The 24,625-nt window shown below is 59.4% G+C and carries 21 protein-coding genes and 1 tRNA gene; 16 read left to right on the top strand and 6 right to left on the bottom strand.

All coding sequences use genetic code 11. The features are described from left to right. Positions 1–277 precede the first annotated feature (277 nt). From H7B90_RS24060 to H7B90_RS24025, 8 genes are all read left to right on the top strand, one after another. Positions 278–1,504 (top strand): hypothetical protein, encoded by a 1,227-nt coding sequence (locus tag H7B90_RS24060; protein ID WP_185138438.1) that lies wholly within the window; start codon positions 278–280, stop codon positions 1,502–1,504. A 210-nt stretch (positions 1,505–1,714) separates the two neighbouring features. Then, a complete protein-coding gene (locus H7B90_RS24055) occupies positions 1,715–2,875 on the top strand; it encodes a putative glycoside hydrolase (protein ID WP_185138437.1) in 1,161 nt (386 codons plus the stop codon). 136 nt (positions 2,876–3,011) lie between these two features. Further along, complete coding sequence (gene guaB, locus H7B90_RS24050) at positions 3,012–4,469, top strand: IMP dehydrogenase (RefSeq protein WP_185138436.1); 1,458 nt, start codon at positions 3,012–3,014, stop codon at positions 4,467–4,469. Between the two features lie 182 nt (positions 4,470–4,651). Beyond that, positions 4,652–5,992 carry a D-alanyl-D-alanine carboxypeptidase family protein gene (locus tag H7B90_RS24045; RefSeq protein ID WP_246578905.1) on the top strand — a complete coding sequence of 447 codons (1,341 nt, stop codon included), beginning with the start codon at positions 4,652–4,654 and terminating at the stop codon, positions 5,990–5,992. 101 nt (positions 5,993–6,093) lie between these two features. After that, entirely contained in the window at positions 6,094–6,975 is an 882-nt protein-coding gene (gene pdxS / locus H7B90_RS24040) for a pyridoxal 5'-phosphate synthase lyase subunit PdxS (RefSeq protein ID WP_185138435.1), read from the top strand. A 150-nt stretch (positions 6,976–7,125) separates the two neighbouring features. After that, positions 7,126–7,707: a pyridoxal 5'-phosphate synthase glutaminase subunit PdxT gene (gene pdxT / locus H7B90_RS24035; protein ID WP_311772799.1), complete on the top strand. Its 582-nt coding sequence runs from the start codon at positions 7,126–7,128 to the stop codon at positions 7,705–7,707. Positions 7,708–7,817: 110 nt separating this feature from the next. Continuing rightward, positions 7,818–9,101 carry a serine--tRNA ligase gene (serS, locus tag H7B90_RS24030; RefSeq protein ID WP_185138434.1) on the top strand — a complete coding sequence of 428 codons (1,284 nt, stop codon included), beginning with the start codon at positions 7,818–7,820 and terminating at the stop codon, positions 9,099–9,101. A gap of 78 nt (positions 9,102–9,179) precedes the next feature. Next, positions 9,180–9,268, top strand: a tRNA-Ser gene (locus tag H7B90_RS24025). Between the two features lie 449 nt (positions 9,269–9,717). Here the strand turns inward: H7B90_RS24025 and H7B90_RS24020 are convergent. Both H7B90_RS24020 and H7B90_RS24015 read right to left on the bottom strand, forming a co-directional pair. After that, positions 9,718–10,680, bottom strand: a complete 963-nt coding sequence (locus H7B90_RS24020; protein WP_185138433.1) for an NAD-dependent epimerase/dehydratase family protein — start codon at positions 10,678–10,680, stop codon at positions 9,718–9,720. Between the two features lie 324 nt (positions 10,681–11,004). After that, on the bottom strand, positions 11,005–11,526 hold the full coding sequence (locus H7B90_RS24015; protein WP_185138432.1) for a TetR/AcrR family transcriptional regulator: 522 nt from the start codon (positions 11,524–11,526) through the stop codon (positions 11,005–11,007). A 411-nt stretch (positions 11,527–11,937) separates the two neighbouring features. Between H7B90_RS24015 and H7B90_RS24010 the strand changes: the two genes are divergently transcribed. The 6 genes from H7B90_RS24010 (at position 11,938) to H7B90_RS23985 (ending at position 16,587) form a co-directional block, all read left to right on the top strand. After that, a complete protein-coding gene (locus H7B90_RS24010) occupies positions 11,938–13,485 on the top strand; it encodes a right-handed parallel beta-helix repeat-containing protein (protein ID WP_376701755.1) in 1,548 nt (515 codons plus the stop codon). 61 nt (positions 13,486–13,546) lie between these two features. Continuing rightward, positions 13,547–13,894 carry a hypothetical protein gene (locus tag H7B90_RS24005; RefSeq protein ID WP_185138430.1) on the top strand — a complete coding sequence of 116 codons (348 nt, stop codon included), beginning with the start codon at positions 13,547–13,549 and terminating at the stop codon, positions 13,892–13,894. A gap of 20 nt (positions 13,895–13,914) precedes the next feature. Continuing rightward, positions 13,915–14,094 carry a hypothetical protein gene (locus H7B90_RS24000; protein WP_185138429.1) on the top strand — a complete coding sequence of 60 codons (180 nt, stop codon included), beginning with the start codon at positions 13,915–13,917 and terminating at the stop codon, positions 14,092–14,094. 15 nt (positions 14,095–14,109) lie between these two features. Further along, positions 14,110–14,271: a small acid-soluble spore protein P gene (locus H7B90_RS23995; protein WP_185138428.1), complete on the top strand. Its 162-nt coding sequence runs from the start codon at positions 14,110–14,112 to the stop codon at positions 14,269–14,271. Positions 14,272–14,452: 181 nt separating this feature from the next. After that, positions 14,453–15,358 (top strand): YitT family protein, encoded by a 906-nt coding sequence (locus H7B90_RS23990; RefSeq protein WP_185138427.1) that lies wholly within the window; start codon positions 14,453–14,455, stop codon positions 15,356–15,358. 131 nt (positions 15,359–15,489) lie between these two features. Further along, positions 15,490–16,587 (top strand): hypothetical protein, encoded by a 1,098-nt coding sequence (locus H7B90_RS23985; RefSeq protein WP_185138426.1) that lies wholly within the window; start codon positions 15,490–15,492, stop codon positions 16,585–16,587. A gap of 106 nt (positions 16,588–16,693) precedes the next feature. On the opposite strand, the gene pgoN is transcribed toward H7B90_RS23985, so the two are convergent. Both pgoN and H7B90_RS23975 read right to left on the bottom strand, forming a co-directional pair. Continuing rightward, positions 16,694–17,542: a glyoxal/methylglyoxal reductase gene (gene pgoN / locus H7B90_RS23980; protein WP_185138425.1), complete on the bottom strand. Its 849-nt coding sequence runs from the start codon at positions 17,540–17,542 to the stop codon at positions 16,694–16,696. 130 nt (positions 17,543–17,672) lie between these two features. After that, positions 17,673–18,893 (bottom strand): MFS transporter, encoded by a 1,221-nt coding sequence (locus H7B90_RS23975; protein ID WP_185138424.1) that lies wholly within the window; start codon positions 18,891–18,893, stop codon positions 17,673–17,675. 141 nt (positions 18,894–19,034) lie between these two features. On the opposite strand from H7B90_RS23975, the gene H7B90_RS23970 reads away from it, so the two are divergent. Beyond that, positions 19,035–19,433, top strand: coding sequence for a winged helix-turn-helix transcriptional regulator (locus H7B90_RS23970; protein ID WP_185138423.1), 399 nt, complete (start codon positions 19,035–19,037; stop codon positions 19,431–19,433). A gap of 129 nt (positions 19,434–19,562) precedes the next feature. Here H7B90_RS23970 and H7B90_RS23965 read toward each other — a convergent pair whose 3' ends face one another. Next, positions 19,563–20,528, bottom strand: coding sequence for a M23 family metallopeptidase (locus H7B90_RS23965; RefSeq protein ID WP_185138422.1), 966 nt, complete (start codon positions 20,526–20,528; stop codon positions 19,563–19,565). Further along, positions 20,518–21,819, bottom strand: a complete 1,302-nt coding sequence (locus H7B90_RS23960; protein WP_185138421.1) for a TolB family protein — start codon at positions 21,817–21,819, stop codon at positions 20,518–20,520. The genes H7B90_RS23965 and H7B90_RS23960 overlap by 11 nt, the downstream gene beginning before the upstream one ends. A 445-nt stretch (positions 21,820–22,264) precedes the next feature. On the opposite strand from H7B90_RS23960, the gene H7B90_RS23955 reads away from it, so the two are divergent. Next, a complete protein-coding gene (locus H7B90_RS23955; protein WP_246578904.1) occupies positions 22,265–24,241 on the top strand; it encodes a methyl-accepting chemotaxis protein in 1,977 nt (658 codons plus the stop codon). The last annotated feature ends 384 nt before the right edge of the window (positions 24,242–24,625 follow it).

Genomic DNA, 24,625 nt, shown 5'->3' with positions numbered 1-24,625 from the left:
TCCGGTTATCAAGGCGCAAGCAGCAACCGTTCATTCGGTTGTCGGCAAGCCAGTTGAATACCGGGTTAACCCAGGCGGCGGATCGCGATCTGTCGTCTTTTTTAATTTGATTCGTAGCAGCGGCGGCCTAACGAACCTCCGTTCACGCTCCATTCATCGCGCGTTCACGGCCCGTTCATAATTTTCACGGTAAATTAAGGTAGCCTTAAAGCCCGCCTAAGTTGGGTTGTCTAAGATAGACGATGTAAGACAAACCCAAACCGAAAGGCGGTAGACTATGCAACACCCAACCAAGTCGACTCGTCGCTCGAAACTTCTGGCAACCGGCGCGATGGCGCTTACCCTTGCGATCGGCGGCGGCCTCGCGGCCAGCCATAGCGCGTTCGCGGCCGACTCCTCCTCCGGCACCTCCACGTCATCTCAAACCCAAGCTCAGGACCAGACTTCGGCGGGCAAAACGTTCCGCGGAGGCCATTTCGGCCAGAGAGGCGGAAGCTTCTTCGGACTCGGCGCTTACCAAGATAAGCTCGCCGCTTACCTCAATCTGGACGCGGAGACGCTTAAGACCAAGCTTCAGACGCAGACGTTGGCGGAGATCGCCGCCGACCAGAACGTCGACCGCGAGACGTTGAAGGCGCAGCTGGTCGCCTGGATCGACGCGGCCAAGCCGGCGGCGAGCGCCGACTCGGCTGCCGCGGACGGCACAAGCTCAAGCGCCGGCTCGGGCCAAGCGCGCCCGGCGATCGATTCCTCCACGCTGGCCGAGAAGCTGCTCGATTCCAAGGGCGGAATCGGCGACAGGGGCCAAGGAGGACGCGTGCATGGCGGCAAAGGCTTCGGCATCGACCAAGAGAAGCTGGCGACGGCGCTCGGACTCACGGCCGATCAGCTTAAGGAAGCGGCGCAGTCGGGCAAGACGCTGGCGGAGATCGCCGCCGCCCAGAACATCGATCGCGAGACGCTGAAGGAACAGCTGGTCGCCTGGATCGAAGCCGCGAAGCCCGCGGATGCCCCGGCAGCATCGGATAGCTCCGATGCGTCCGCGACCGGGAAGCCGGCGTTCGACGTATCCGCAATCGCGGACAAACTGCTCGATTCGCCGTACGGCTGGGCGGGTAAAGGGGATCATAAGGGATTCGGAGGCCTTCGCGTCCTCGAGTCGGCCGATGTCGCGTCCGCGCTCGGCGTGACGGCCGACGAACTGAAGGCGGCCCTTCAATCCGGCCAATCCGTCTCGGAGGTGGCGGCGGATAAGGGTGTCGACGTTCAGAAGGCGATCGACGCGGTATCGGCCGCCCTGAAGAATCAATTGGATCAACAGCTGAGCGACGGCAAAATCACGCAGGACGAATACGACAGTCGGTCGGCCGACCTGGCTAAGAAGGCTTCGGCGATCGTGAACGGCAAGCGCGGGCAAGGCGGCCGCGGCTTCCCGGGCCAAGCGCCCCAGCCGTCGGACCAAGCGCAAGCCGACAATAACACGACGGACGGCAGCTCGGAATAAGGACCGGTCCAACGTACTCCCTCTTGCGAACAAGTTGCCTGACGCCGTGATCAAATAAACCGGTTTTCAAACCCCCGGCAAACCCGTCTCTATAACCGGAGACGGGTTTGTTGGCTTCCATCCTCCGTTGCCATAAGTTCCAATTCAACACTCGGGGAAGGCAAGCCAATACTACCTTTACCTTTAACTCTAGGGAGAGGCGGGGGTCTCATGAAGCGAAGCGTTCGGCGGCGTTCTCCATTCCTGTGGACGGCTATCTGCATCTGGATCGCCATCCTGACCGTTCTTCCGGGATGCGCTCCGGTTCTATACGACTGGACGGAGCCGGACGCCGGCGTCCGGGCGGGGAAGGCCAGGCCGGCCGCATCGCAGCTCGGCGCCTCGTCGCGCCGAACGCCTCCTTATCCGGTCCGGGGCATCTACGTGTCCTCGAATACGGCGCTCGGCAGCCGCATGGACAAGCTGATCGAACTCGTCCGGACGACGGAGCTGAACGCGATGGTCATCGACGTCAACAGCGGCGTATCGCTCGTGAACATGCCTCCCGGGAAGATGACCGGCTCCAGGTCGGCGTCCGCGGCAGAGATGCGGAAGTTGGTCAAGCGACTGAAGCGGCACCGCATCTACCTCATCGCCCGCATCGTGACCTTCAAGAATCCGCAGTTGGCCCGCGCGATGCCGGCCTGGGCGATGAAGAAGGAGGATGGCAAGATCTGGACGGACAAGAAGGGGAGCGCCTGGATCGATCCTTACCGCCAAGAGGCGTGGCAGTATCCGATCGCCTTGGCGAAGGAGGCCGCCCGGATCGGCTTCGACGAGGTTCAATTCGACTACGTGCGGTTTCCCGAAAACCCGGAGACGGTGGAGCGAGAGGTGAAGTTCCATAATCCGAACGGGTGGAGGCGGGAAGAGGCTATTCGCCGGTTCCTGCACGAAGCCGTCCGGAAGGTGCATGCGGAAGGAGCCATCGTCTCCGCCGACGTCTTCGGACTGGTGGGAAGCGCGAGGGACGACATGGGCATCGGCCAATCGTGGCCGGCCATCGCGTCGGAAGTGGACGTCATCTCCCCCATGGTGTACCCGTCCCACTATTCGTCCGGCATCTGGGGCATCCGGCAGCCCGACCTGAAGCCCGGGGCCGTCGTCACCCATGCGCTTCGGGACGCGCTTGACCGGAACCGGTCTCTCCGGAAGGCCGGCCGGCCTCCGGCGCAGGTTCGCCCATGGCTTCAGAGCTTCACGGCGACTTGGGTCCATCCGCACCAGAGATACGGTCCCGAGCAGATCCGAGAGCAGGTCCGGGCGGCGTCGCGCCTCGGCGTCACGAGCTATCTGCTGTGGAATTCCTCCAACAAGTACCCGGCGGGATGAAGGCGGAAGAAGCCCGCGAACGCGCGGGATAGGGCTTGTTTTGTGCCTTGACAGCCCCCTATGCCTCTGCTAAGATTGCCTATAATTAATCGGAGACAACCGGATCGCATCTACCGGATAAGGGAGGAATCATCTCGTGTGGCAAAACAAATTCGCCAAGGAAGGCCTCACGTTTGACGACGTGTTGCTCGTGCCCTGCAAATCGTCCATTCTGCCGAAAGACGTCAACGTCTCGACCGTGTTGAGCGATTCGGTCAAGCTGAACGTCCCGTTGATCAGCGCAGGCATGGATACCGTGACGGAGTCGGCCTTGGCGATCGCCATCGCCCGCGAAGGCGGCATCGGCATCATCCATAAGAACATGTCGGTCGCCCAGCAGGCGGAAGAAGTCGATCGGGTCAAGCGTTCGGAGAGCGGCGTTATCACGAATCCGTTCTCGCTTACGCCGGACCATCATGTGTACGACGCGGAAGAATTGATGGGCAAGTACCGGATCTCCGGCGTGCCGATCGTGGACGGAGAAGGCAAGCTGGTCGGCATCCTCACGAACCGGGATCTTCGCTTCGTGCACGACTATTCGATCAAGATCAGCAGCGTGATGACGAGGGAGAACCTGGTCACCGCGCCCGTCGGCACGACGCTGCAGGAAGCGGAAGTCATTCTGCAGCAGCACAAGATCGAGAAGCTCCCGCTGGTGGACGAGACCAACACGCTCAAGGGGCTCATCACCATCAAGGACATCGAGAAGGCCATCCAATTCCCGAACGCGGCGAAGGATAAGCACGGACGGCTGCTGGTCGGCGCGGCGGTAGGCGTGTCCAAGGACACCTTCGAGCGGACCGAAGCTCTCGTGAACGCGGGAATCGACCTGCTCGTCATCGACTCGGCGCACGGCCACCACATCAACATCGTCGAGATGGTTCGCAAGGTTCGCGACCTGTACCCCGATCTTACGATCGTGGCGGGCAACGTCGCGACGGGCGAGGCGACGCGCGACCTGATCGAAGCCGGCGCGTCCGTGGTCAAGGTCGGCATCGGCCCCGGCTCGATCTGCACGACGCGGATCATCGCCGGCATCGGCGTGCCGCAGATTACGGCTATCTACGATTGCGCGACGGTCGCCCGCGAGTACAACGTTCCGATCATCGCCGACGGCGGCATCAAGTATTCCGGCGAAGTGACGAAGGCGATCGCGGCCGGCGCTAGCGCGGTTATGCTCGGAAGCCTGTTCGCCGGCACCGAGGAGAGCCCGGGCGAAGCGGAGATTTACCAAGGCCGCCGGTACAAGTCGTACCGGGGCATGGGCTCGATCGGCGCGATGAAGGAAGGCAGCAAGGACCGTTACTTCCAAGAGGACGATTCGAAGCTCGTTCCGGAAGGCATCGAAGGGCGCATTCCTTACAAGGGACCGCTGAAGGACACGATTCATCAGCTGATCGGCGGCTTGCGCTCCGGCATGGGCTACTGCGGAACGGCCACGATCGAAGAGCTGAAGAACGACACCACCTTCGTGCGCATTACGGGCGCGGGCTTGCGCGAGAGCCATCCGCACGACGTCCAGATCACGAAGGAAGCCCCGAACTACTCCCTGTAAGGACAAGAACATATCGGACGCCTCGCCGCCGAGAAGGCAAGGTGTCAATATCTAACAAGGCCGCAGATGAGCTTTTCCCATTCTGCGGCTTTTGCCTTGCCTGACGGTATGTTACAATAACATTCGGAGTTTATGTAAGTTTATGAAGGATTAAGCGTCCCATACAAAGGAGAGAATTCGCGTTGAATCGTTATTCGCCCCCCGTCGCCCGTTCCTCTTCCCGGTCCCAACGATTCGTCGCTCTTATATTATTTTTCAGCCTATTATTGATGATGTTCGGCTCGCGTTCCGCCGGAGCGGCTCCGGACGGCGCCGGCCTCAATCTCGACGTGAAGTCGGCCCTTCTGATGGACGCGGCGACCGGACAAGTTCTCTACGAGAACAATCCCGATACGGCGCTTCCGCCGGCCAGCATGACGAAGATGATGACCGAATACCTCGTTTTTAAAACGATCAAAGAAGGCAAGCTAAGCTGGGACCAGGTCATCACCGTTCAAGAGAACGCCGCCCTGCAGGTCGGCAGCCGCGTGTTCCTCGCCGAAGGCGACAAGCACACGGTCGAAGATCTGTACAAGGCGATGGCGATCGGTTCCGCGAACGACGCGACGGTGCAGCTCGCCGAGACGGTGGCCGGCTCCGAGGAAGCATTCGCCAAGATGATGAACGAGACGGCCAAGCAGCTCGGCATGACGAACGCCCACTTCATCAATTCGACGGGCCTCGACCGCGCCGATATGCCGGAGAAGTACCGCCCGACGTCGATCGACGGCGAGACGGTTATGTCCGCCCGGGATACGGCTACGCTCGCGTACCACATTCTGAAGGATTATCCGGAGTTCCTGGACTATTCGAAGATCCAATCGTTCAAGTTCCGCGAGCGGGACAAGGACGAGGTCACGAACTGGGACTGGATGCTGGAATCGAACAAGGACAATCCTTATCTTCGGAAGTTCGCCTATCCCGGCGTCGACGGCTTGAAGACGGGCCATACGGAGACGGCCGGCAACTGCTTCACCGGCACCTCGCTGCAGAACGGCACGCGGCTGATCGCGGTCGTCATGGGCGTTCCCGGAGGCAACAACGACGGCAAGCGATTCCTGGAGACGGCCAAGCTGTTCGACTACGGCTTCAACAACTTCGAGAAGAAGACGGTCGTCGAAGCCAAGGCTGCGGTCCCGGATCATGAGAGCCTCAAGGTGAAGAAGGGCGCCCACAAGTCCGTCAAGGCCGTCACCGCGACCGACGTGACTCTTATGCTGCCGAAGGGCAAGGCGACCGACGTCACCGTCAGCGAAGTGAAGCCCGCGGCCGATCCGCTCGTGGCGCCGATCAAGCAAGGCGACAAGGTCGGAACCGTCACGTATACGTACAAGGATCCGGCTTCCCAGAAGGATAAGTCGGTCACGGTCGATCTGATCGCCGCGGAGGATGCCAAGAAGGCCGGCTGGTTCAAGCTGCTGCTGAGAGCCATCGGCGACTTCTTCGCCGGATTGTTCAACGGGATTGTCGATTTATTCAAATAAACAGGCGTTAGGGTCCGACACAATTCCGACCTAATGGGTTGCCTATTGGCTATCCTTCCTGTAAAATCAATGTTTAGAATGTTCAGGAGGCGTGAGGAAAAATGGAGACAGGTACTTCGAGAGTCAAACGCGGCATGGCCGAAATGCAAAAGGGCGGCGTGATCATGGACGTCATGAACGCCGAGCAAGCGAAGATCGCCGAAGCGGCCGGCGCGACCGCCGTCATGGCGCTTGAACGCGTTCCTTCCGATATTCGCGCGGCAGGCGGCGTCGCCCGCATGGCCGACCCGACGATCGTGGAAGAAGTCATGAAGGTCGTCAGCATTCCGGTAATGGCGAAGGCCCGGATCGGTCATTTCGTCGAAGCGAAGGTGTTGGAGTCGCTGGGCGTCGACTATATCGACGAGAGCGAAGTGCTGACGCCGGCCGACGAAGTTTTCCATATCAGCAAGTCCGAGTTCACCGTGCCGTTCGTCTGCGGCGCCAAGGACCTCGGCGAAGCTCTTCGCCGCGTCCAGGAAGGGGCATCCATGCTCCGCACGAAGGGCGAACCGGGGACGGGCAACATCGTCGAAGCCGTTCGCCATATGCGCCTGATCATGGGCCAAATTCGCCACGTGCAGAATCTGTCGAAGGACGAGCTGTATCATGAGGCGAAGATCCTGGGCGTGCCGTACGACCTGCTGCTCGGCGTTCACGAGACGGGCCGTCTGCCGGTCGTCAACTTCGCCGCCGGCGGCATCGCGACGCCGTCCGACGCGGCGTTGATGATGCACCTCGGCTCCGACGGCGTCTTCGTCGGATCGGGGATCTTCAAGTCCGACAATCCGGAGAAGTTCGCCCGCGCCATCGTCGAAGCGACGACCCACTACGAAGACTACGAGCTGATCGCCCGCGTGTCGAAGAACCTCGGCACTCCGATGAAGGGCATCGAGATCTCCAAGCTGGACCGCCACGAGCGGATGCAGGACCGCGGCCTGTAAGAGCCGGCACTCCTCGCAACGCGGACCAACACCAGGGCGGCTTCGCAACGGCTCTAACGCAGCCGCGGCGGAGCCGCCTCGATTGGTTTCCCCCCCGCTGGGTCCTCCGACGGGCACTCCAAGCATGCGGAAGAAGGAAGGAATCGACTGATGAACATAGGGGTATTGGCTCTTCAAGGGGCAGTGGCGGAGCATATCCGCAGCATCGGGCTGGCCGGCGGCACGGGAGTCGCGGTCAAGCGCACGGAACAGCTGGCCGAGATCGACGGCCTGATCATTCCCGGTGGCGAGAGCACGACGATCGGCAAGCTGATGCGCAAGTACGATTTTATCGACGCGATTCGGGACTTCTCGGCGCAAGGCAAGCCGGTGTTCGGCACCTGCGCGGGGTTGATCGTTCTGGCCGACAAGCTGGAAGGCGACGAAGAGCCGCATCTGCGTCTGATGGACATGACCGTCGCCCGCAACGCCTTCGGACGGCAGCGCGAGAGCTTCGAGACGGATCTGGACGTGAAGGGGATCGACACGCCGCTTCGCGCCGTCTTCATCCGCGCGCCTCTCATCAAGGAAGTCGGACCGGAAGTGGACGTCCTGTCCACGTATAAGGGCGAGATCGTCACCGCCCGCCAAGGCAACCTGCTCGCATCCTCGTACCATCCGGAGCTGACGGACGACTACCGGCTCCACAGCTACTTCCTCGACATGGCCAAGGAAGCCGCGGCCAAGCGGTAATACGGCGTCAGTCGGGCGAATCGGGACATGGAGGTGAAGGAATCGAGCGTTCCATGAACTCGATCGCGGAACTATTTTAACGGCCCGATAACGGGAAAGGGGTTCAGCACATGCTGGATGTAAGATTGCTTCGCAACGATTACGAGAAGGTGGCGCAGGCGCTGCGGAACCGCAACGCTTCGCTCGACCTGATCGCCGGCTTCCCGGAACTCGACAACGGACGCCGGGAGCGCCTCGTCGAGAGCGACGCGCTCAAGAACCGGCGCAACGTCGTCTCGCAGGAGGTGGCCAAGCTTAAGAAGAGCGGCGGCAACGCCGACGAGCTGATCGCCGAGATGCGCAGCGTGAACGACCGGATCAAGCAGCTCGACGAGGAAGTACGCGAGCTGGAAGAGAAGATCGACGCGATGATGCTCGCGATTCCGAACGTCCCGCACGAGAGCGTGCCGGTGGGCGCTTCCGAGGAAGACAACGTCGAAGTGCGCCGGGTCGGCGAGCAGCCGTCGTTCGACTTCGAGCCGAAGGCGCATTACGACCTCGCCGACGAGCTCGGCATCCTCGACTTCGAGGCGGCCGCGAAGGTGACGGGCTCTCGCTTCGTGTTCTACAAGGGACTCGGAGCGCGTCTGGAGCGCGCCCTCATGAACCTGATGATGGACCTCCACGCCGACAAGCACGGCTACGAAGAAGTTCTGCCTCCGTACATCGTCAACCGGGACAGCCTGATCGGCACCGGCCAGCTGCCGAAGTTCGAGGAAGACCTCTTCAAGATCGAAGGCACCGACTACTTCCTCATTCCGACGGCCGAGGTTCCGGTCACGAACCTGCACCGCGAAGACATCCTGTCCGCGGAGCAGCTGCCCGCGAAGTTCGTCGCCTTCAGCGGCTGCTTCCGTTCGGAAGCCGGCGCGGCGGGACGCGACACGCGCGGCCTGATTCGCCAGCACCAGTTCCATAAAGTCGAGCTGGTCCAGCTCGTCGATCCGGACAAGTCCTATGAAGCGCTCGAAGAGCTGACGGGCCACGCGGAGCGCGTGCTGCAGCTTCTCGGCCTGCCTTATCGCGCGCTTGCGCTCTGCACGGGCGACATGGGCTTCGGCTCGGCCAAGACGTACGATCTCGAAGTGTGGCTGCCGAGCCAGAACACGTACCGCGAGATCTCGTCCTGCACCAACTTCGAGGACTTCCAGGCCCGCCGCGCGGGCATCCGGTTCCGCCGGGAAGCGGGCGCGAAGCCGGAGTTCGTGCATACGCTGAACGGCTCGGGTCTCGCTCTTGGCCGCACGGTGGCCGCCATTCTCGAGAATTACCAGCAGGCCGACGGCACGGTGATCGTTCCGGAAGCGCTGCGGCCGTACATGGGCGGCATCGAGAGAATTGCTCCCAGGGGTTGATCCTCGAATCTTCTCTATGATATGATAGCTGGGCGGAAGGCGGGTCTATCTCGGATGGCCTGGCCGCTGCCCATTCCTGGAGAGATACCGAAGCGGTCATAACGGGGCGGTCTTGAAAACCGTTAGGGTGCAAGCCCACGTGGGTTCGAATCCCACTCTCTCCGCCATAAGCGAAAAACAGGCCGATTCCTGGAAGGAATCGGTTTTTTGCTTATGGCGGTGGGATTCGAACGGGCCGTTAAGCGAACATGCCAGAAGGCATGTTCGTAGGCCCCGGCGTGATAGTCGCTATTGCCGTGACGTACGAATGAGTACAGTCACGCCAAGACGGAGCGAATCCCACTCTCTCCGCCATACAAGCATAATCAACCGATTCCTGTTTACAGGGGGCGGTTTTTAGCGTGTATGGCGAAGTGGGATTCGAACGGGCCGTTAAGCGAACATGCCAGAAGGCATGTTCGTAGGCCCCGGCGTGATAGTCGCTATTGCCGTGACCGTACGAATGATTACGGACACGCTAAGACGGAGCGAATCCCACTCTCTCCGCCATAAGCGAAAAACAGGCCGATTCCTGGAAGGAATCGGTTTTTTGCTTATGGCGGAGCGGGATGAGCTTTTATGATTTCTTGCGAAGCTGACGAATCGTCTCGGCGATCGCTTGCTCGTGAGGCGTCCAGCGGATCGGGCCGATTCGCCGCTCGTACTTCTCCCCGCTAAGAACGAACGGTTCTTCCGTCAGATAGAGCATCTCGACGACCTCCTTCATGACGGGGTTGAACATTCCGATCAAAGAGAGACCGATTCGCCCGAGAGGGAACACCGCCTTGCGGGTTCCGGCGGCTTCCTGCGCGATCCGCACCAGCTCGCGGCCCGAGAGAAGGCGGGGAGGACCGGGAATGTGCCAATTCTCCCCCCGCCCGTAAGAGTCGTCCCGGAGCGCGATCTCCACGATCATGCGCGCCGCGTCCGGAAGATAGACGTACTCGCGCGGAACCTTCATGTTGCCGACGAAGGCGGACGGTTTGCCCGCGGCGATCGCTTCCATCGTCACGTTCAGATACGAGGCTTGAGCGGAGGGGCCGTAGTAGTCGGGGAGGCGGACGATGAGCGGCCTGGCGTTATTCCAGCGGGCGTCGAAGATCAGCTTCTCGTAGGCGAGCCGCGTCTTGCCCTTGCGCGTGTGGGGATTCTTCGGGTGCTCCTCGGTCGCCTTCCCGGTCGTTCTTCGGCCGTAAGGGTAGATGCCGTCCACGACGACGACCTTCGCGCCCAGGCGATCGGCGGCTTCCATGACCGATTGTCCGAGCGGGAGCAGACGCGACTCCATCTCGTGATAAGGGATGTTGGCACTGTGGAAAATAACGTCGGCCCCGCCGGCCGCCCTCATGATGTCGTCCGGCTTGAACGCGTCTCCCGTCTCGATGCTTAGGTTAACGGGATTGCCCAACTCCTGGGCCAGCCGCTGCAGCTTGCCGGCGGACCGCCCGAACGCGACCGTCTCCACTCCCCGACTTACGAGCTCCGCCGTCAGCGGATGGCCGACTCCACCGGTCGCGCCCAGTACGATTGCTTTTTTCATAATAATCCATCTCCTCAAATTATATTATTGATTGACCAATCACAACTCTTGAAAAAAATAAGAAAACCATTTCGCTAACCGAATCCTTGGGCTATGGAGACACGGAAGCCTCGCTCCTGGTTGCGATCGGGAGCACAGGATTCCGGCTCATAGACCCCGTTCTGCAACGAACTCGGGAGACGCTATTAGCGTTTAGAAGCCCATTGCGAAAATCTAACGAACCCCAGCGATCTTATTCGAGTCCGCCCGGGGTAATAACGGGCTTCATAGCGTCTCTTCGATTCGTTAGCCTTCTCCCCCAAGCGGACACAGTATAAATGTCGGCTATCTCTTGACCAGCAAGCCGGGCAAATCCAGCGCCATCGAGACGTTGCAGAGCATCCCTCTGGCCAGGAAGTCCGACGTTCTCTGCTCCGCGTCCGCGAATCCCGCCTGCTCGAAGGCAAGCACGACGCGGGCGCGCACAGCCTCCAATCCTTGCCGCATCGCGTCGCGAACCGGCTCCTCCCGGATCGTCTGCGCCTGCATCTGCAGCAGAATCTCGCTTCGGTGCGAGGCAATAATGTCCTCGTAGGCCCGGATCAAGCCTTCTTCCAGCTTCTCCGGCGCCGAGGCGGCGATCACGCCTTCGAAGGCCCGAAGAACTCTCTGCCACGAGACGGTCAGCGCTTCGACCAGCAACGATTCCTTGGTGAAGAAGCGGTATACGTAAGGTTGCGAGATGGCGGCGCGTTCCGCCACTTGCGCGGTCGTCGCGCGATAGTAGCCGATCTCGGCGAACACTTCGATAGCGGCGGATACGATGTCCGTGCGGCGATTAACGGAAGTCGTCGTCTCTCTGCCCATTCGCTTCTGCCTCCTTTCGCTTGATTATTGATTGACCAATCACTAACCTGAGAACATCATATTCCATTTCGCGCCGGATTGCAATAGGCAATCTCCTCCCGCCGGGTTGCAGGAATGAATTGACAAATGAATCGACTCCGTGATATATATGAATCGTATCGTTTGGCGCAAATTTGCTGAAAATTAAGAAAAATACTTGGAAAACAATGCAAATTGCACATGGAACGGCCTCATTCATGGGCTGATTCTGTTTCGAAGGCATCTGACACGATAATCGTATCGCAAATTTTGCGGCAAAAAATATCCTCATTAAAGGAGGTGGTAGGGCAACCAGCGCTTGGCCAGCGCCGTAGAATGGAGGAAGGGCAGTCTTGTCAGGCGAGTCCGACAAATGAAGCGGAGAGGATGAGATTGATGAAGGCAAGAAAAGGAATTTTGGGAGCAGCGGCCCTGGCGGCGGGATTGTTCTTGTTGTCTCCGGTCGGCCCCGAGCCGGTCGCCCGCGCCAGCACCGCCTATTACGTATCGACGACGGGCAGCGACAGCAATTCGGGAACGAGCGCCGCATCCGCCTGGAAGACTCTTCAGCACGCGGCCGACACGGCCGTGGCCGGGGATACCGTCTACGTGCTCGGAGGAACCTATAACCAGAAGCTGAAGATCTCGACTTCGGGGTCGGCCGCCGGCGGCTATATTACGTTCCAGAATTACGAGGGGCAGACGGCGATACTCGACGGAACCGGACTCTCCGTGTCCGAAGGCGAAGGGCTGGTGGAGATCGACAATTCCAGCTACGTGATCGTGAAGGGCTTCGAGATCCGCAACTACAAGACCGCGACGCGGGATCGGGTGCCGATCGGCATATACGTGTACGGGTCGGGCAATCATATCCAGCTGTTGAATAATCATATCCACGATATCAAGAACACGGCTACGGTCCGCTCCGACCTGTCCGGGCGCGACGCCCACGGAATCGCCGTCTACGGCACGGAGACGACCCCGATCAGCGATCTCACGATCGACGGCAATACGCTGACGAATCTCGTCCTCGGATCCAGCGAATCTCTCGTGGTCAACGGCAACGTGAACGGCTTCTCCATCACGAACAACGTCGTCCACGACAACGACAACATCGGCATCGACGCCATCGGGTTCGAGGAGACCGCTCCGAGCGGCTACGACCAGGCGCGGAACGGCACGATCAGCGGCAACACGGTGTACAACATTACGTCCGTCAACAATCCTTCTTACGGCAAGACGCTGCCCAACGGCAACTACGCGGCCGACGGCATCTATGTCGACGGGGGCAAGGACATCGTCATCGAGAAGAACTACAGCTACAACAACGATATCGGAATCGAGCTCGCGAGCGAGCATGCCGGCAAGGCGACGAGCAATATCACCGTTCGCAACAACATGGTGTACAACAATCGCTATACCGGCATCGCCATCGGAGGCTACGACACGGACAGAGGCTCGACTTCGAACAGCCGAATCGTCAACAATACCTTGTACAAGAACGATACGGTGGGGCTTGACGGAGGGCAGCTTCTCGTCCAATACGACACCTTGAACAACACGATCAAAAACAATATTATGGTCGCCAGCTCTTCGAACATCTTGATTTACAACGGATACGCCAAGAACAGCGGCAACGTCGTCGACTACAATTTGTATGCCGCCCCAGGGGGAGCGACGGGAGCGAAGTGGAAGTGGAAGAATACGTCCTATACCGGCTTCTCGGCGTATAAGACGGGAACCGGCAACGACTCCCACTCGGTCTTCGCCGATCCGTTATTCGCGAACGCCGCCGGCTCGAACTTCCATCTGACTTCCGCCTCGCCCGCGATTGACGCCGGGTATACGGAGCCTTCGTCGGTCATCGGTTCGTTCGATATCGACGGAGAGGCCCGCGTCCTAGGGACGTCCGTCGATATCGGGGCCGACGAGGCGAACTAGACGGACCGTCTGCATGATCCGGGTCCCGAAGGGCCAACCTAACGAAGCGGAGGTGTCGATTATGGCAAGCAACGACCAGCTTAGCGTTCCTCAGAAGGATCTGGCGGAAGCCTGGAGGCGAACGTTGCCGGAGCGGCTTCGGGCCGGCGATCAAGCGGAAGTATACGAGGACGAGAAAAACCCGAACACGCTGCTCATCACCATCCAATCGGCGGGACGGCAGGACCTGGAGTTCGACTTCGCGGTGACGTACGTCGACAGCCGGGAGATCGACATTCAGCTGTCCGACGTCGAGAAGGACGGGCAGTCGGTGGACGAGAGAACCGACGTCATGCAGGAGCTCATCGCGGATTACCGGCGCCACCTGCACGAGTGCGCGCAAGCTCTTCATCATTTTACCCACGCGTAGAGAGAAAGGGGTGCCCGAGCATGTCGGATGCCAACGGAATGGCGGACAAGAACCTCAGCAACGTGGTCGAGGATCTGGAGCGCAATCCGGCGAACGCCCATCAAGCCCAGCAGCTCCAGCAGAAGACGAACGACCGCCGTCACCAGGACGCCCTGAACCACGACGAGACCGAAGACCTGTCGCACTTCAAAACGACTTAAGGAGGCTTGCCGGCCATGAGCAAACCGAGAGCCCAATCCGTATCGTCCGTCCCTTCCGGTTCGGAGCACGCTCACGACAAGCGCGACGGGGGCCACAACCCGCCGAACGAACCGCTGTCCGGGTCGAAGAAGGTCAAGAACCGCAATCACAGCCGCCACAACAACGGCGAAGGATGAAGAACGCCATCGTCTCGCTTCGGCTGACAGCCAGGAGAGGCGAGACGACGAACCAGCCCGATTATCGACTTCTCGTCGGGCTGGTTTTTCCTATATTTTCAGATATGTAAGCGCTTCATTTTACGTCTGGAGCATACACTGTTATAATAGAAAGAAACCATCAATTTTATAGGAGGTGCCTATGACCAGTCCAGCTACTGTTCAATCCGCCGCTCAAGCCAAACCGATCCAGCACAACAAGCTCTCTCCGCTGGATATTTTCCGCCGCGTCGTGTTCATCGTTCTGGGGGCCGTTCTCGCGGGCGTCGCGCTCGAGATCTTCCTCATCCCCAACAACATCATCGACGGAGGCATTACGGGCATATCGATTATGGGCGCGCACTTGACTCATCTGCCGCTCGGGATCTTCCTCTTCGTACTCAATCTACCGTTCCTAATCGCCGGATACAAGTCCATCGGCAAGACCTTCGCGTTATCCACTCTGCTGGGAGTCGTTACCCTGGCCGTTACCACTTCGTTACTGCACCACGTCGAGCCGTTCACGGACGAGACTCTTCTCGCGACCGTCTTCGGAGGCATCCTGCTCGGCATCGGCGTCGGAATCGTCATCCGCTCGGGCGGAACGACGGACGGTACCGAAGTCGTGGCGATCATGGTCAGCAAGAAGACGCCGTTCTCGGTCGGACAGATGGTCATGTTCATCAACCTGTTCATTCTCGGAAGCGCGGGACTCGTCTTCGGATGGGACAACGCGATGTTCTCCCTCATCGCCTACTTCATCGCCTTCAAGGTGATGGACCTGACGATCGAAGGCTTCGACGAATCGAAGTCGATCTGGGTCATCAGCGAGAACTATCGCGAGATCGGAGAGGCGATCGTCAGCCGTCTCGGCCGCGGCGTCACTTACCTGAACGGAGAAGGCGGCTATTCGGGCGATTCGAAGCAAGTGATTTTCACCGTCGTCACCCGTATGGAAGAAGCGAAGCTGAAGTCGATCGTCACGGAGCTGGATCCGGCCGCGTTCCTCGCGGTGGGCAATATCCACGACGTCCGGGGCGGAAGATTCAAAAAGAAAGACATTCATTAGCAATACTTCCGACTTTTATCCCGTTTTTAAGCAAATTTTAAGCAAAACAGCTTCCCCCATGCAGGGGATTCAGTTACAATTAACCTGCATTTCATTTTCTGAAACATCCAGAATTGAGGGGGAACAGGAAGTTGTTCAGAAGTAAAAGCTTGTTATCGGTCTTATCGTTGTTCTTGACTCTAGCCCTTATCCTGTCGGCTTGCAGCGGCGGTTCGAAGTCTCCGAAGGACGCTCTGCAGTCCGCGATGGAGAAGTCGGCGGAGATTAAATCGTATGGATTAAACGGAAGCCTGAAGATTCAGGACCTGAAGCTGCCTCCGGAAGTGATGGCGGAAGAAGGGGCGGCCGGCGCGCTCGGCCTGCTGCAGAACGCCGAGCTGAGCTGGACCGGCGCATATCGCGCGGACCCGATGCTCGTCGAGCTGAACATGAAGGTCACCATCAGCGGCGATCTGGCGATGTCCTTCCAGCTGCCTATGGTCATGACTCAAGAGAAGATGTGGATAAAGGTGCCGAACATCCCGATGCTCGGCCTGCCGGAAGAAGTCGTCGGCAAGTTCGTCGAGTTCGACCTGAAGAAGCTCGCCGAAGAGCAAGGCACCGAATGGCCGGCGGACTTCAACGTCGGCAACACCGTGAAGCTGTCCAACGACATCTACGGCATCGTGTTCAAGCATGTCGACGAGAAGACGTACCTGTCCAAGCCGAAGGCGAAGGACGCGGGCATTCCGGAAGACAAGAAGCTGAAGGATATCGTTCAGCTGCATGTCACGAAGGATCAGGTCGAGCCGTTCGTCACGACGGTCGTCAAGAACATCGCTCCGGAAGTGATCGACCTGCTGTCCAAGAACGAAGAATACCGCAAGATGCTTCAGCTCGAGCAGTCCGATCTGGACGACGCGAAGAAGGAGCTCGCGGAAGTTAAGGACCAGGACATCAAGGACGGCCTGGCCGACTTCAACAAGGAAGTCAAGTCGCTGGATACCACCGTCAACATCGGCATCAACGACAAGGGCTTCGCCAGCTACACCGACATGACCCTGAAGGCCGAGATCGAGAGCGAAGGCCAGACCGGAAGCGGCACGATCAAGGTCGTCTCCGAGATGACCGACATCAACGGGGATCCGAAGTTCGAGTACGCCGAGCCGAAGGGCGACGACGTCATCTCGATGGATAAGCTGAACGAGATCATGGGCGGCATGTTCGGCGGAATCGACGAAGGTCTGTAATCGGACCGGGTAGGAAAAGAAAAAAAGGGTTGCCTCCGGAAGTCTGCGACGACTTCGGGGGCAACCCTTTTCGTTTTGTCTTGGCGGTCGCCGCGGGCGGCTCCGCTTAGAAGTCGAAGTTGTCCGGGTCCGGACCGACGCGTTCGTCGCGGTTCAGCCCGTCGATCTCGGCCATCTCCCCGGCCGACAGCTCGAAGTCGAACAGCGAGCCGTTCTCGGCGATGCGGGATTCCTTCGTCGACTTCGGGATCGTGACGACTCCGTGCTGCAGGTCCCATCGGAGAATGACTTGGGCGATCGACTTCCCGTGCCGCGCGGCGATCTCCTTCAGAACCGGATGATCGAGCAGCCGGCCTTGCATAAGGGGCGACCACGCTTCCAGCTGAATGCCCTGTTCCGCCGCGTACCGGCGCAGCTCCTTCTGCGACAGGAGCGGGTGGAACTCGACCTGGTTCACCATCGGCTTCGCTTCCGCGCCGGCCATCAGATCCTCCAAGTGATGGACCTGGAAGTTGCTGACGCCGATCGCGCGGACGCGGCCCTCCTTGTACAGCTTCTCCAGCGCGCGCCAAGCGTCCTTGTACTTGCCGGCGACCGGCCAGTGGATCAGATACAGGTCCAAGTAGTCCAGCCCCAGCTTGCGGAGGCTCGTCTCGTAAGCGGCCAGCGTCGATTCGTAGCCGAGATCGGCGTTCCATACCTTCGACGTGACGAACAAGTCTTCCCGGGACAGGCCGTTCTCGGAGAGAGCTTCCCGAATGCCTTGGCCGACGCCGCTCTCGTTGCCGTAGATCGCGGCCGTATCGACGCTGCGGTAGCCGAAGCGGATGGCGGCCTTGACCGCCTCCACGAGCTCCGCGCCTTCCTCGACCTGGAAGACGCCCAGGCCGAGCCAAGGCATGCGGACTCCGTTGCTAAGCTCCGTCGTACTCTGAAGATGCAGTTGCTGCGTCATGTTGAATTTCCTCCTGTTTAATCGTGGTGTTCGTAATCAAGCTTGCGGTACATAGTGCATGCGGTACATTTACGGTACTATTACTTACTGTACTTATTGCTTGCGATATTTCAGGGTATAATGACAGCCCTCAGCAAGCTTGTCGCATCGCCTTGGAGGCTTCCTCCGCACCCTCGTCGCGCCGTTCCAGCAGGCGGCTCCATCCCGTCAACAGCACGGCCAGCACGACCATTGCCGCCCCTACAGGGGCCGTGTAGATCAGCCCGGCTTGCTCGGAGACGATCCCTCCGAGGTAGGCGCCGAGGGCGATCCCCGCGTTGAACGCCGCGATGTTGACGGCGGAGGCGACGTCCACCGCCTTCGGCGCGAACCGCTCGGCCAGCTTCACGACGTACAGCTGAAGCCCGGGCACGTTCATGAAGGCGAGCAAGCCCATCGCGAAGATGGTGACGAGCCCGGCCGCCTTGTACGGAGCGGTGAACGCGAGTACGACCAGCACGACGGCCTGAACGGCGAACATGTACAGCAGGGCCGACAGGGGCTTGCGGTTCGCCGCCTTGCCTCCGACGACGTTGCCGATCGCAATGGCGATTCCGTACAGCAGAAGAATAAGGGCGACCGTCGATTCCTTAAACCCGCTTACGTCGTGCAGCAGAGGGGATAAATAAGTGAAGACGACGAACGTGCCCCCGTATCCGAGAGCGGTGATGGCGAACGCGAGCAGCAGCCGGCCGTTCGTCGCCAGCTTCACCTGGTCGCGGACCGGAGTCCGGACGCCGCCCCGCAGGCTCGAGGGAACGAGAACGAAGTTGGCGACGAAGGCGAGGACGCCGATGATCGCGATGGCGGCGAAGGCCGCCTTCCAGCCGAGCTGCTGCCCGATGTAAGTGCCGAGCGGCACGCCGGTCACGGTAGCCACCGTCAGCCCGGAGAACATCGTCGCGATCGCGCCGGCCCGGCGGTCCGGGGGGACGAGATCGGCCGCGATGGTCGAGCCGATGGACATGAAGACGCCGTGCGCCAGCGCCGACAGCACGCGCGCCGCGAGCAGCACGGCGATGCTTCCGGACAGGGCGGCCAGCGTATTGCCGGCGATGAAGACGATCATGATGCCAAGCAGCAGCGTCTTGCGGGGGACGCCCGACGTCAGGGAGGTCAGCACCGGCGCTCCGAACGTCACCCCGAGAGCGTACAGCGTGACGGTTAGCCCGGCCAAGGGCACCGATATATCGAAGTCTTCGGCGATGAGCGGAAGGAGCCCCACGCTGATGAACTCGGTCGTTCCGATCGCGAACGCGCTGATGGCCAGCGCGAGCAGGGCCAGAGTGCTTTTCTTAGAATGTACAGCCATGACTTCCTCACTCCTATCTGTTGCAATTCGGCCGCGAGTGTTATTATGAACCCATCGGATCGGAATGAACAGTACGTACTTGCAAGTGCCGTAGGTACTGATAAGTGCCTATACCATTCGGATAAGCAGGAGGGAACGATCATGCAGCCTAAGAAATACAACATCGCGGTCGAAGCGACTCTCGAAGTTCTCGGGGGCAAGTGGAAGTGCGTCATTCTGTGCCATCTGACGTACGGCAAGAAGCGCACCAGCGATCTGAGAAGGCTCATGCCGAACATCACCCAGAAGATGCTGACGCAGCAGCTGCGGGAGCTGGAGGAGGACGGGATCGTCGAGAGAATCGTCTACAATCAAGTGCCGCCGAAGGTCGAGTATCAGCTCAGCGAATACGGCTGGAGCCTGAAGTCGATTCTCGATTCGCTGTGCGCCTGGGGAGAACGCCATATTATTCGGGAGTACGGGGACAAGTTCGCGGTGCTGGAGGATAACATACTGAACCAGAGCGGCAACAAGGAGCTCGAGCCCGTTACCCGCGATTGAGGCTCGGCACCTGCCGGATTCCCGAGACAAGGGCTCGGATCGGGCGACGCTAAAGCCCGCCGGCCGGCTCAAGCGAAATACAAAAAAACCGCAGCCCGAAGGCTGCGGTTCTTGGAGTTGCGCTGCTGCTTATGAGGTGACGACCGCGGTGCACGCCGTCTGCCCGATGGTGCAGGAGAAATAATCGTACTTGTTGGCGGTCGAATTGGGGTTCTCGGCGGGCTGCGCGTACTTGGGGATCATAAACGCGTCATCGTAGACGGATAGCCCGGGTCGCGTGGCCCGTACCATCACATTCACGACGGTGCCGGTCGAATACGTGTTGCCCAGATCGAAAGTGAATACGGCCGATTTGCCCGTTCCGGACTTGGTCATCGTCGAGCTGGTCCAGGTCGAGGTTCCGTTGGCCCGGTGGAACGCGACGGCCGTCACGTCGGAGGGCGTGCCGTTGTTCATGACGTAGGAGGAGACGCTGATCGTATCCCCCGCGTTCCAAGCGACATTGCTGATAAAGTCCAGGTCCTTGCCGTAGTTCCATGCGCTGACCGAGCGGTAATAAGGCTCGTTGCGCATCCACACTTCGGTCGTCCCCGTTCTTACGGCCTTCGCGCCGAAGTGCAGGTGCGGATCGTAAGCCCCGTCCTCGTCGCCGGATTCGGCGATCTTGGTCCCCTTCGTCACCTTCACGTTGTTGGCGACGAAGCCGACCTCTTCGACATGGTCGTAGTAAATCTTCAGATCGTCGTTCTTGGTGTTATCGCCGTTGCGGTCGCACATGAATTCCAGATAGTTCTCCGTCCCGTCGTCCTGAGACAGGATCCAGCCGTCGCAGACGGCCAGCACGTTGGTGTTCATGGCCGCGGTCACGTCGACGCCGCGATGGGGATTCGTGCCGCTCGTCACGTTGCGAGGCTGATTCCACTTGGAAGTGACGGCGGAATATCCGGTCGACAAAGGTTGTCCCAGACTGTACGTTCCTCCTCCGGGGCCGACTCCCCCGAAGACGATCGTGTAATCGGCCGCGAGCGCGGTAGCCCCGGTGCTCAAGAGCAGGACGAGCGCCACCAGCATGGACAAATAAGTTTTAATTCTCATCGGACGTACCTCCTTCGGCGGTGTTGACGACCCAAGCGTTGCTTATGCCCCCTTCTTTGCCGTTCACGAGAATTTGCTCGTCCGTAACCCACTGGGGAACGCCTGTGATCGCCACCTTGGAAGGAGGCGCGATGCGTCCCGACTGCTTGGTATCCAGATCGAAGATGTGAATAAGCCGATCTCCGGAATCGTCCACGTATTCCACGAGGAGCACTTTGTTCCCCTTCTTCGAGAATTCGACGGAAGGATCGAATTGGAGTCCCGAGGTCGCGGAAGCGATCGGTTCGGAATCGCCGGTATCGAAGGCATAGGCCATAAATTCGGCAGGCGCCTTGGTCGGCGAGTAAACGAGCCAGCGGCCCGACGGGTCAAGCTGCGCGTTGTAAACTTCGCCTAACCCGAGATCGGTTGCTTCCCCGTCCAGGCTCAGGAGGCGCACGTTCGATTTCTTGCCTTCCCAGAATACGATGTCCCCCGCGGAGGTCCATCCCAGCAGGCCTAGCCAATCGCCGGAACGGTAGACCTGGCTCTCTTCTCCGGTATTCGGATCGGCCAGCCAGATCTCTCCGCCTTCTTCCCCGACCGAGTTGCGATTGGACAGGTAGGCGACCTTGGCTCCGTCTTGACTCCAGAACGGCTGCGTGGCCCAGGCCAAATAGACGTCGTCCTCGCTCTCGGCAACGAGGCTCTGGAGCTCGTCCAGGCTAACGCCCTGCTGCTCGTCGGCTGTTAGTTGGGAGACGGTTAGGCTCTCCGAATCGATCGAATAGAGGAGACCGTTGTCTTCGAACAAGTAGGCGCGATTGTCGGGAGAGGCGATCAGATGCGGAGTGGCGGTCGTTCTGTCTTCGACCAGGACGGTTCCGTCGGCGGTACCAAGCTTCTGGACGTAGAGGAATCTTTCTTCGGGGGCACCGTCTTTCGAGTGAGGCTTGTAGGAGACCCTTGCATTTTGGTTTTGCAGAGCTTTCGCGGATTTATTGTCGAGGTTCTTGAGCTTCTGTCTGGGAAGCAGCGGATCCGAGCTTTTATTCAACGAAGCGTCTTCGTTGATCTTCTCGCCCTTGGTCAGGGCTTCCGTCCGCTTCGCGTTGGCGTGGTTATAATCTTCGTCCGTCGGTTCGGACACCAGGACCCCTTCGGAGACCACGGAATACTTGCCGGCGCCTTGGCTCGTCCAGCCGCTGGCTTCCGCCGATATAAGGTTCTGGCCGAACGCGAGTCCCGACAGGACGGCTAGAGCGGTGATCGCGGCACCCGTGCCGAGAATCCATTTGTTCTTGTTTTTCATGATGGAGCCTCCTTTAATAGATAGTCTCACGTCTCTCTGGCGAACCAAGACTAAATCTTAAAAAAGGGCATCCTCTCCTCTCTATCGGATTTAAATATGATAGCTGGCCAGCGTATCATCGCACGGAAGATCCTTGCTTAAATTCAGAAAGGAAAACTGATGTCAATAGGGAATTCATTTTTTTGAATTCCCCTTGACGCGATTATAACACCCAATTTTTGGGGATGTATATAGAAAATCTTGTAGAATCACGTCGATTACTGGAATTTTACAAAATTTTAATAAAAAGAACTCGAAAATTGGGGAGAAGAAAGGCGAGAATTTCGGAAGCGCAATCATTAAAATTCCCTCAGAAAAGGGGCTTAAAGGGCCCTGTTTGCTCCATGATTATCCATTTATACTAGGAGGGACATCCTATGAATAGAGAGAAATGGAGAGAAATCGATTGCGCAAATGGCAGATGCGGTTCAAGAACTTCAAGGTTAAGCTGATCGCCTCGTTCGTCGTCATTCTGGTACTCCCCGCCATTGCCGTAGGCAGCTTCGCCCTCGACAGCTCGAAGTCGGAATTGAGAGAACAGATGATGATCGGCGCCTCGTCGAACGTCGAACTTCTCAATTCGATCATCGACGGCATGATCGAGCCGAAGCTCAACGACGTCATGTACTATTCGCACAAAATCAATTCCTCCTACTACCGCAACGGAAGCGCACAGGAGCTGACCGCGCTGCTCGAGGAATACATCAAGCTCCACACGGACGCGAGCAGCATCCTGGTCGGCACGTCCGACGGGAAGTTCTATCGGTCTCCCGCGCAGCAGATGGCGGCGGACTACGACCCGAGGACCCGGGACTGGTACGTGAACGCCATCAAGAATAAGGGAGTCCCCTATATCTCGGCTCCGTTCGTCTCGGCCGCGTCCGGAGAAGTGACCATTACCATTACCCAAGCCACCGATGACGGTTCGGGCGTCGTCGGAGTCGGCCTCAATCTGAACGAGTTGAAGGAGCAAGCGGAGAAGATCCGCATCGGCAGCGAAGGGTACGTCGTTCTGCTGGACGGTGCTCGCAAGTACATCTCTCACCCTCAGGCGAAGGCAGGGGAAGATGCGGCCGAGCCGTTCTGGGCTCGCCTCTACGAGAGCGATAATGCCAGCTTCGACTACGAGCTGGACGGTCGGGCCAAGCATATGTACTTCACGACGAACAAGCTGACCGGCTGGAAGATCGCCGGGACGCTCTACACTTCGGAGATCACGGATTCGCTGCGCCCGATCTTCTACAACACGCTTCTGACCGTCGCGGTCTGCCTGGTCGTAGGCGGGATTCTGATCTACTTCGTCATGCGTTCGATCGTCCGGCCCGTCCGCAGGCTCAAGAACCAAGCGGTTCTCGTTAGCCGCGGAGATCTGAGAGAGAGCCTTCGCGTCGACTCCGCGGACGAGATCGGGCAGCTCGGCGTCGCGTTTAACGAGATGCAGGCGAGTCTCCGCACGCTGATCCAGAGCGTGAACGCCAGCGCCGAGCACGTGGCGGCTTCCTCGGAAGAGCTGACGGCGAGCGCGAGGCAGACGAGCGAGGCCAGCGAGCAGGTGTCCATAGCCGTGCAAGAGATTGCGAGCGGAGCGGAAAAGCAGACGAACGAGCTTGACGCCAATGTAGGCTCGCTGGAAGAGATCTCGATCGGCGTTAGCCGGATCGCGGAACGGTCGGCCACCGTCGCCGATCTGTCCGCGAAGTCGTCGCAGCAGGCCGAATCGGGCGGGGAATCGGTCCGCATGACCGTCTCCCAGATGCGTTCGATCGCGCACTCGGTCGCCGAGTCGGACCGCATCATTCGCGAGCTGCACGAACGGTCGCTCGAGATCGGCGAGATCTCGGGGGCGATCCGGGAGATCGCCAGCCAGACGAATCTTCTGGCGCTGAACGCCTCCATCGAGGCGGCGCGCGCCGGAGAGCACGGCCAAGGCTTCTCCGTCGTGGCGGGCGAGGTTCGCAAGCTGGCGGAGCAATCCGAATCGTTCACGCAGCGCATCTTCTCCTTGATCGCCGAGATCCGCGAGGGAGCCGAGAGCTCCGTCACGACGATGACCAGGGTGTCGGAGGAAGTGGAGAGCGGGCTTCGGCTGTCGGAAGAGACGATCCTGAAGTTCGAGCGCATCATCGCGGACATGAAGGAGACGACCCCGCAGATGGAGGACATCTCCGCGACCGCGCAGCAGATCGCGGCCGGCATTCACGAAGTGACGTCGGGCGCCAAGGAGCTGGCCGCCATCGCGACGGGCAACGCGGCCACGTCCGAGCAGGTCGCGGCTTCCGCCGAGGAGCAGCTGGCGTCCATGGAGGAGATCTCCTCCTCCGCCGAGTCGCTGTCCCGCATGTCCGAGGAGCTGCGGGCGTTGATCAACCGGTTCCAAGTTTGAACGGAAGTTAGGGAAGCATAAACATAAGGACGAGCATAAGCACAAGCGTAAGTACAAGCGTAAGTACAAGCGTAAGTACAAGCATAAGTACAAGCATAAGCGTAAGTACAAGCATAAGCGTAAGTTTAAGAGCGCCGAAGCGGGATCTTGCCATCCGTTCGGCGTTCTTTTTCTACGACGGCCCCGTGGTAGGCTAACGAATCGAGGAGACGCTATTTCGCCCAAAACCGTGAATTTTCGATTCTAACGAATCGTATAGACGTTATTTCGTTTCGGAAGCCCGTTTTTACCCCGGGTTGTCCTAAATAAGATCGCTGGGGTTCGTTAGGATCTCAAAATGGCGCTTCTGACGCTAAATAGCGATTCCTGGGTTCGTCCCTCGTA

Origin of the sequence: Cohnella xylanilytica (assembly GCF_014212175.1) — a bacterium.
GTDB classification, from domain to species: Bacteria; Bacillota; Bacilli; order Paenibacillales; family Paenibacillaceae; genus Cohnella; species Cohnella xylanilytica.
The sequence above is the reverse complement of the archived record's forward strand: the minus strand, read 5'-3'. Positions and strand labels throughout refer to the sequence as shown.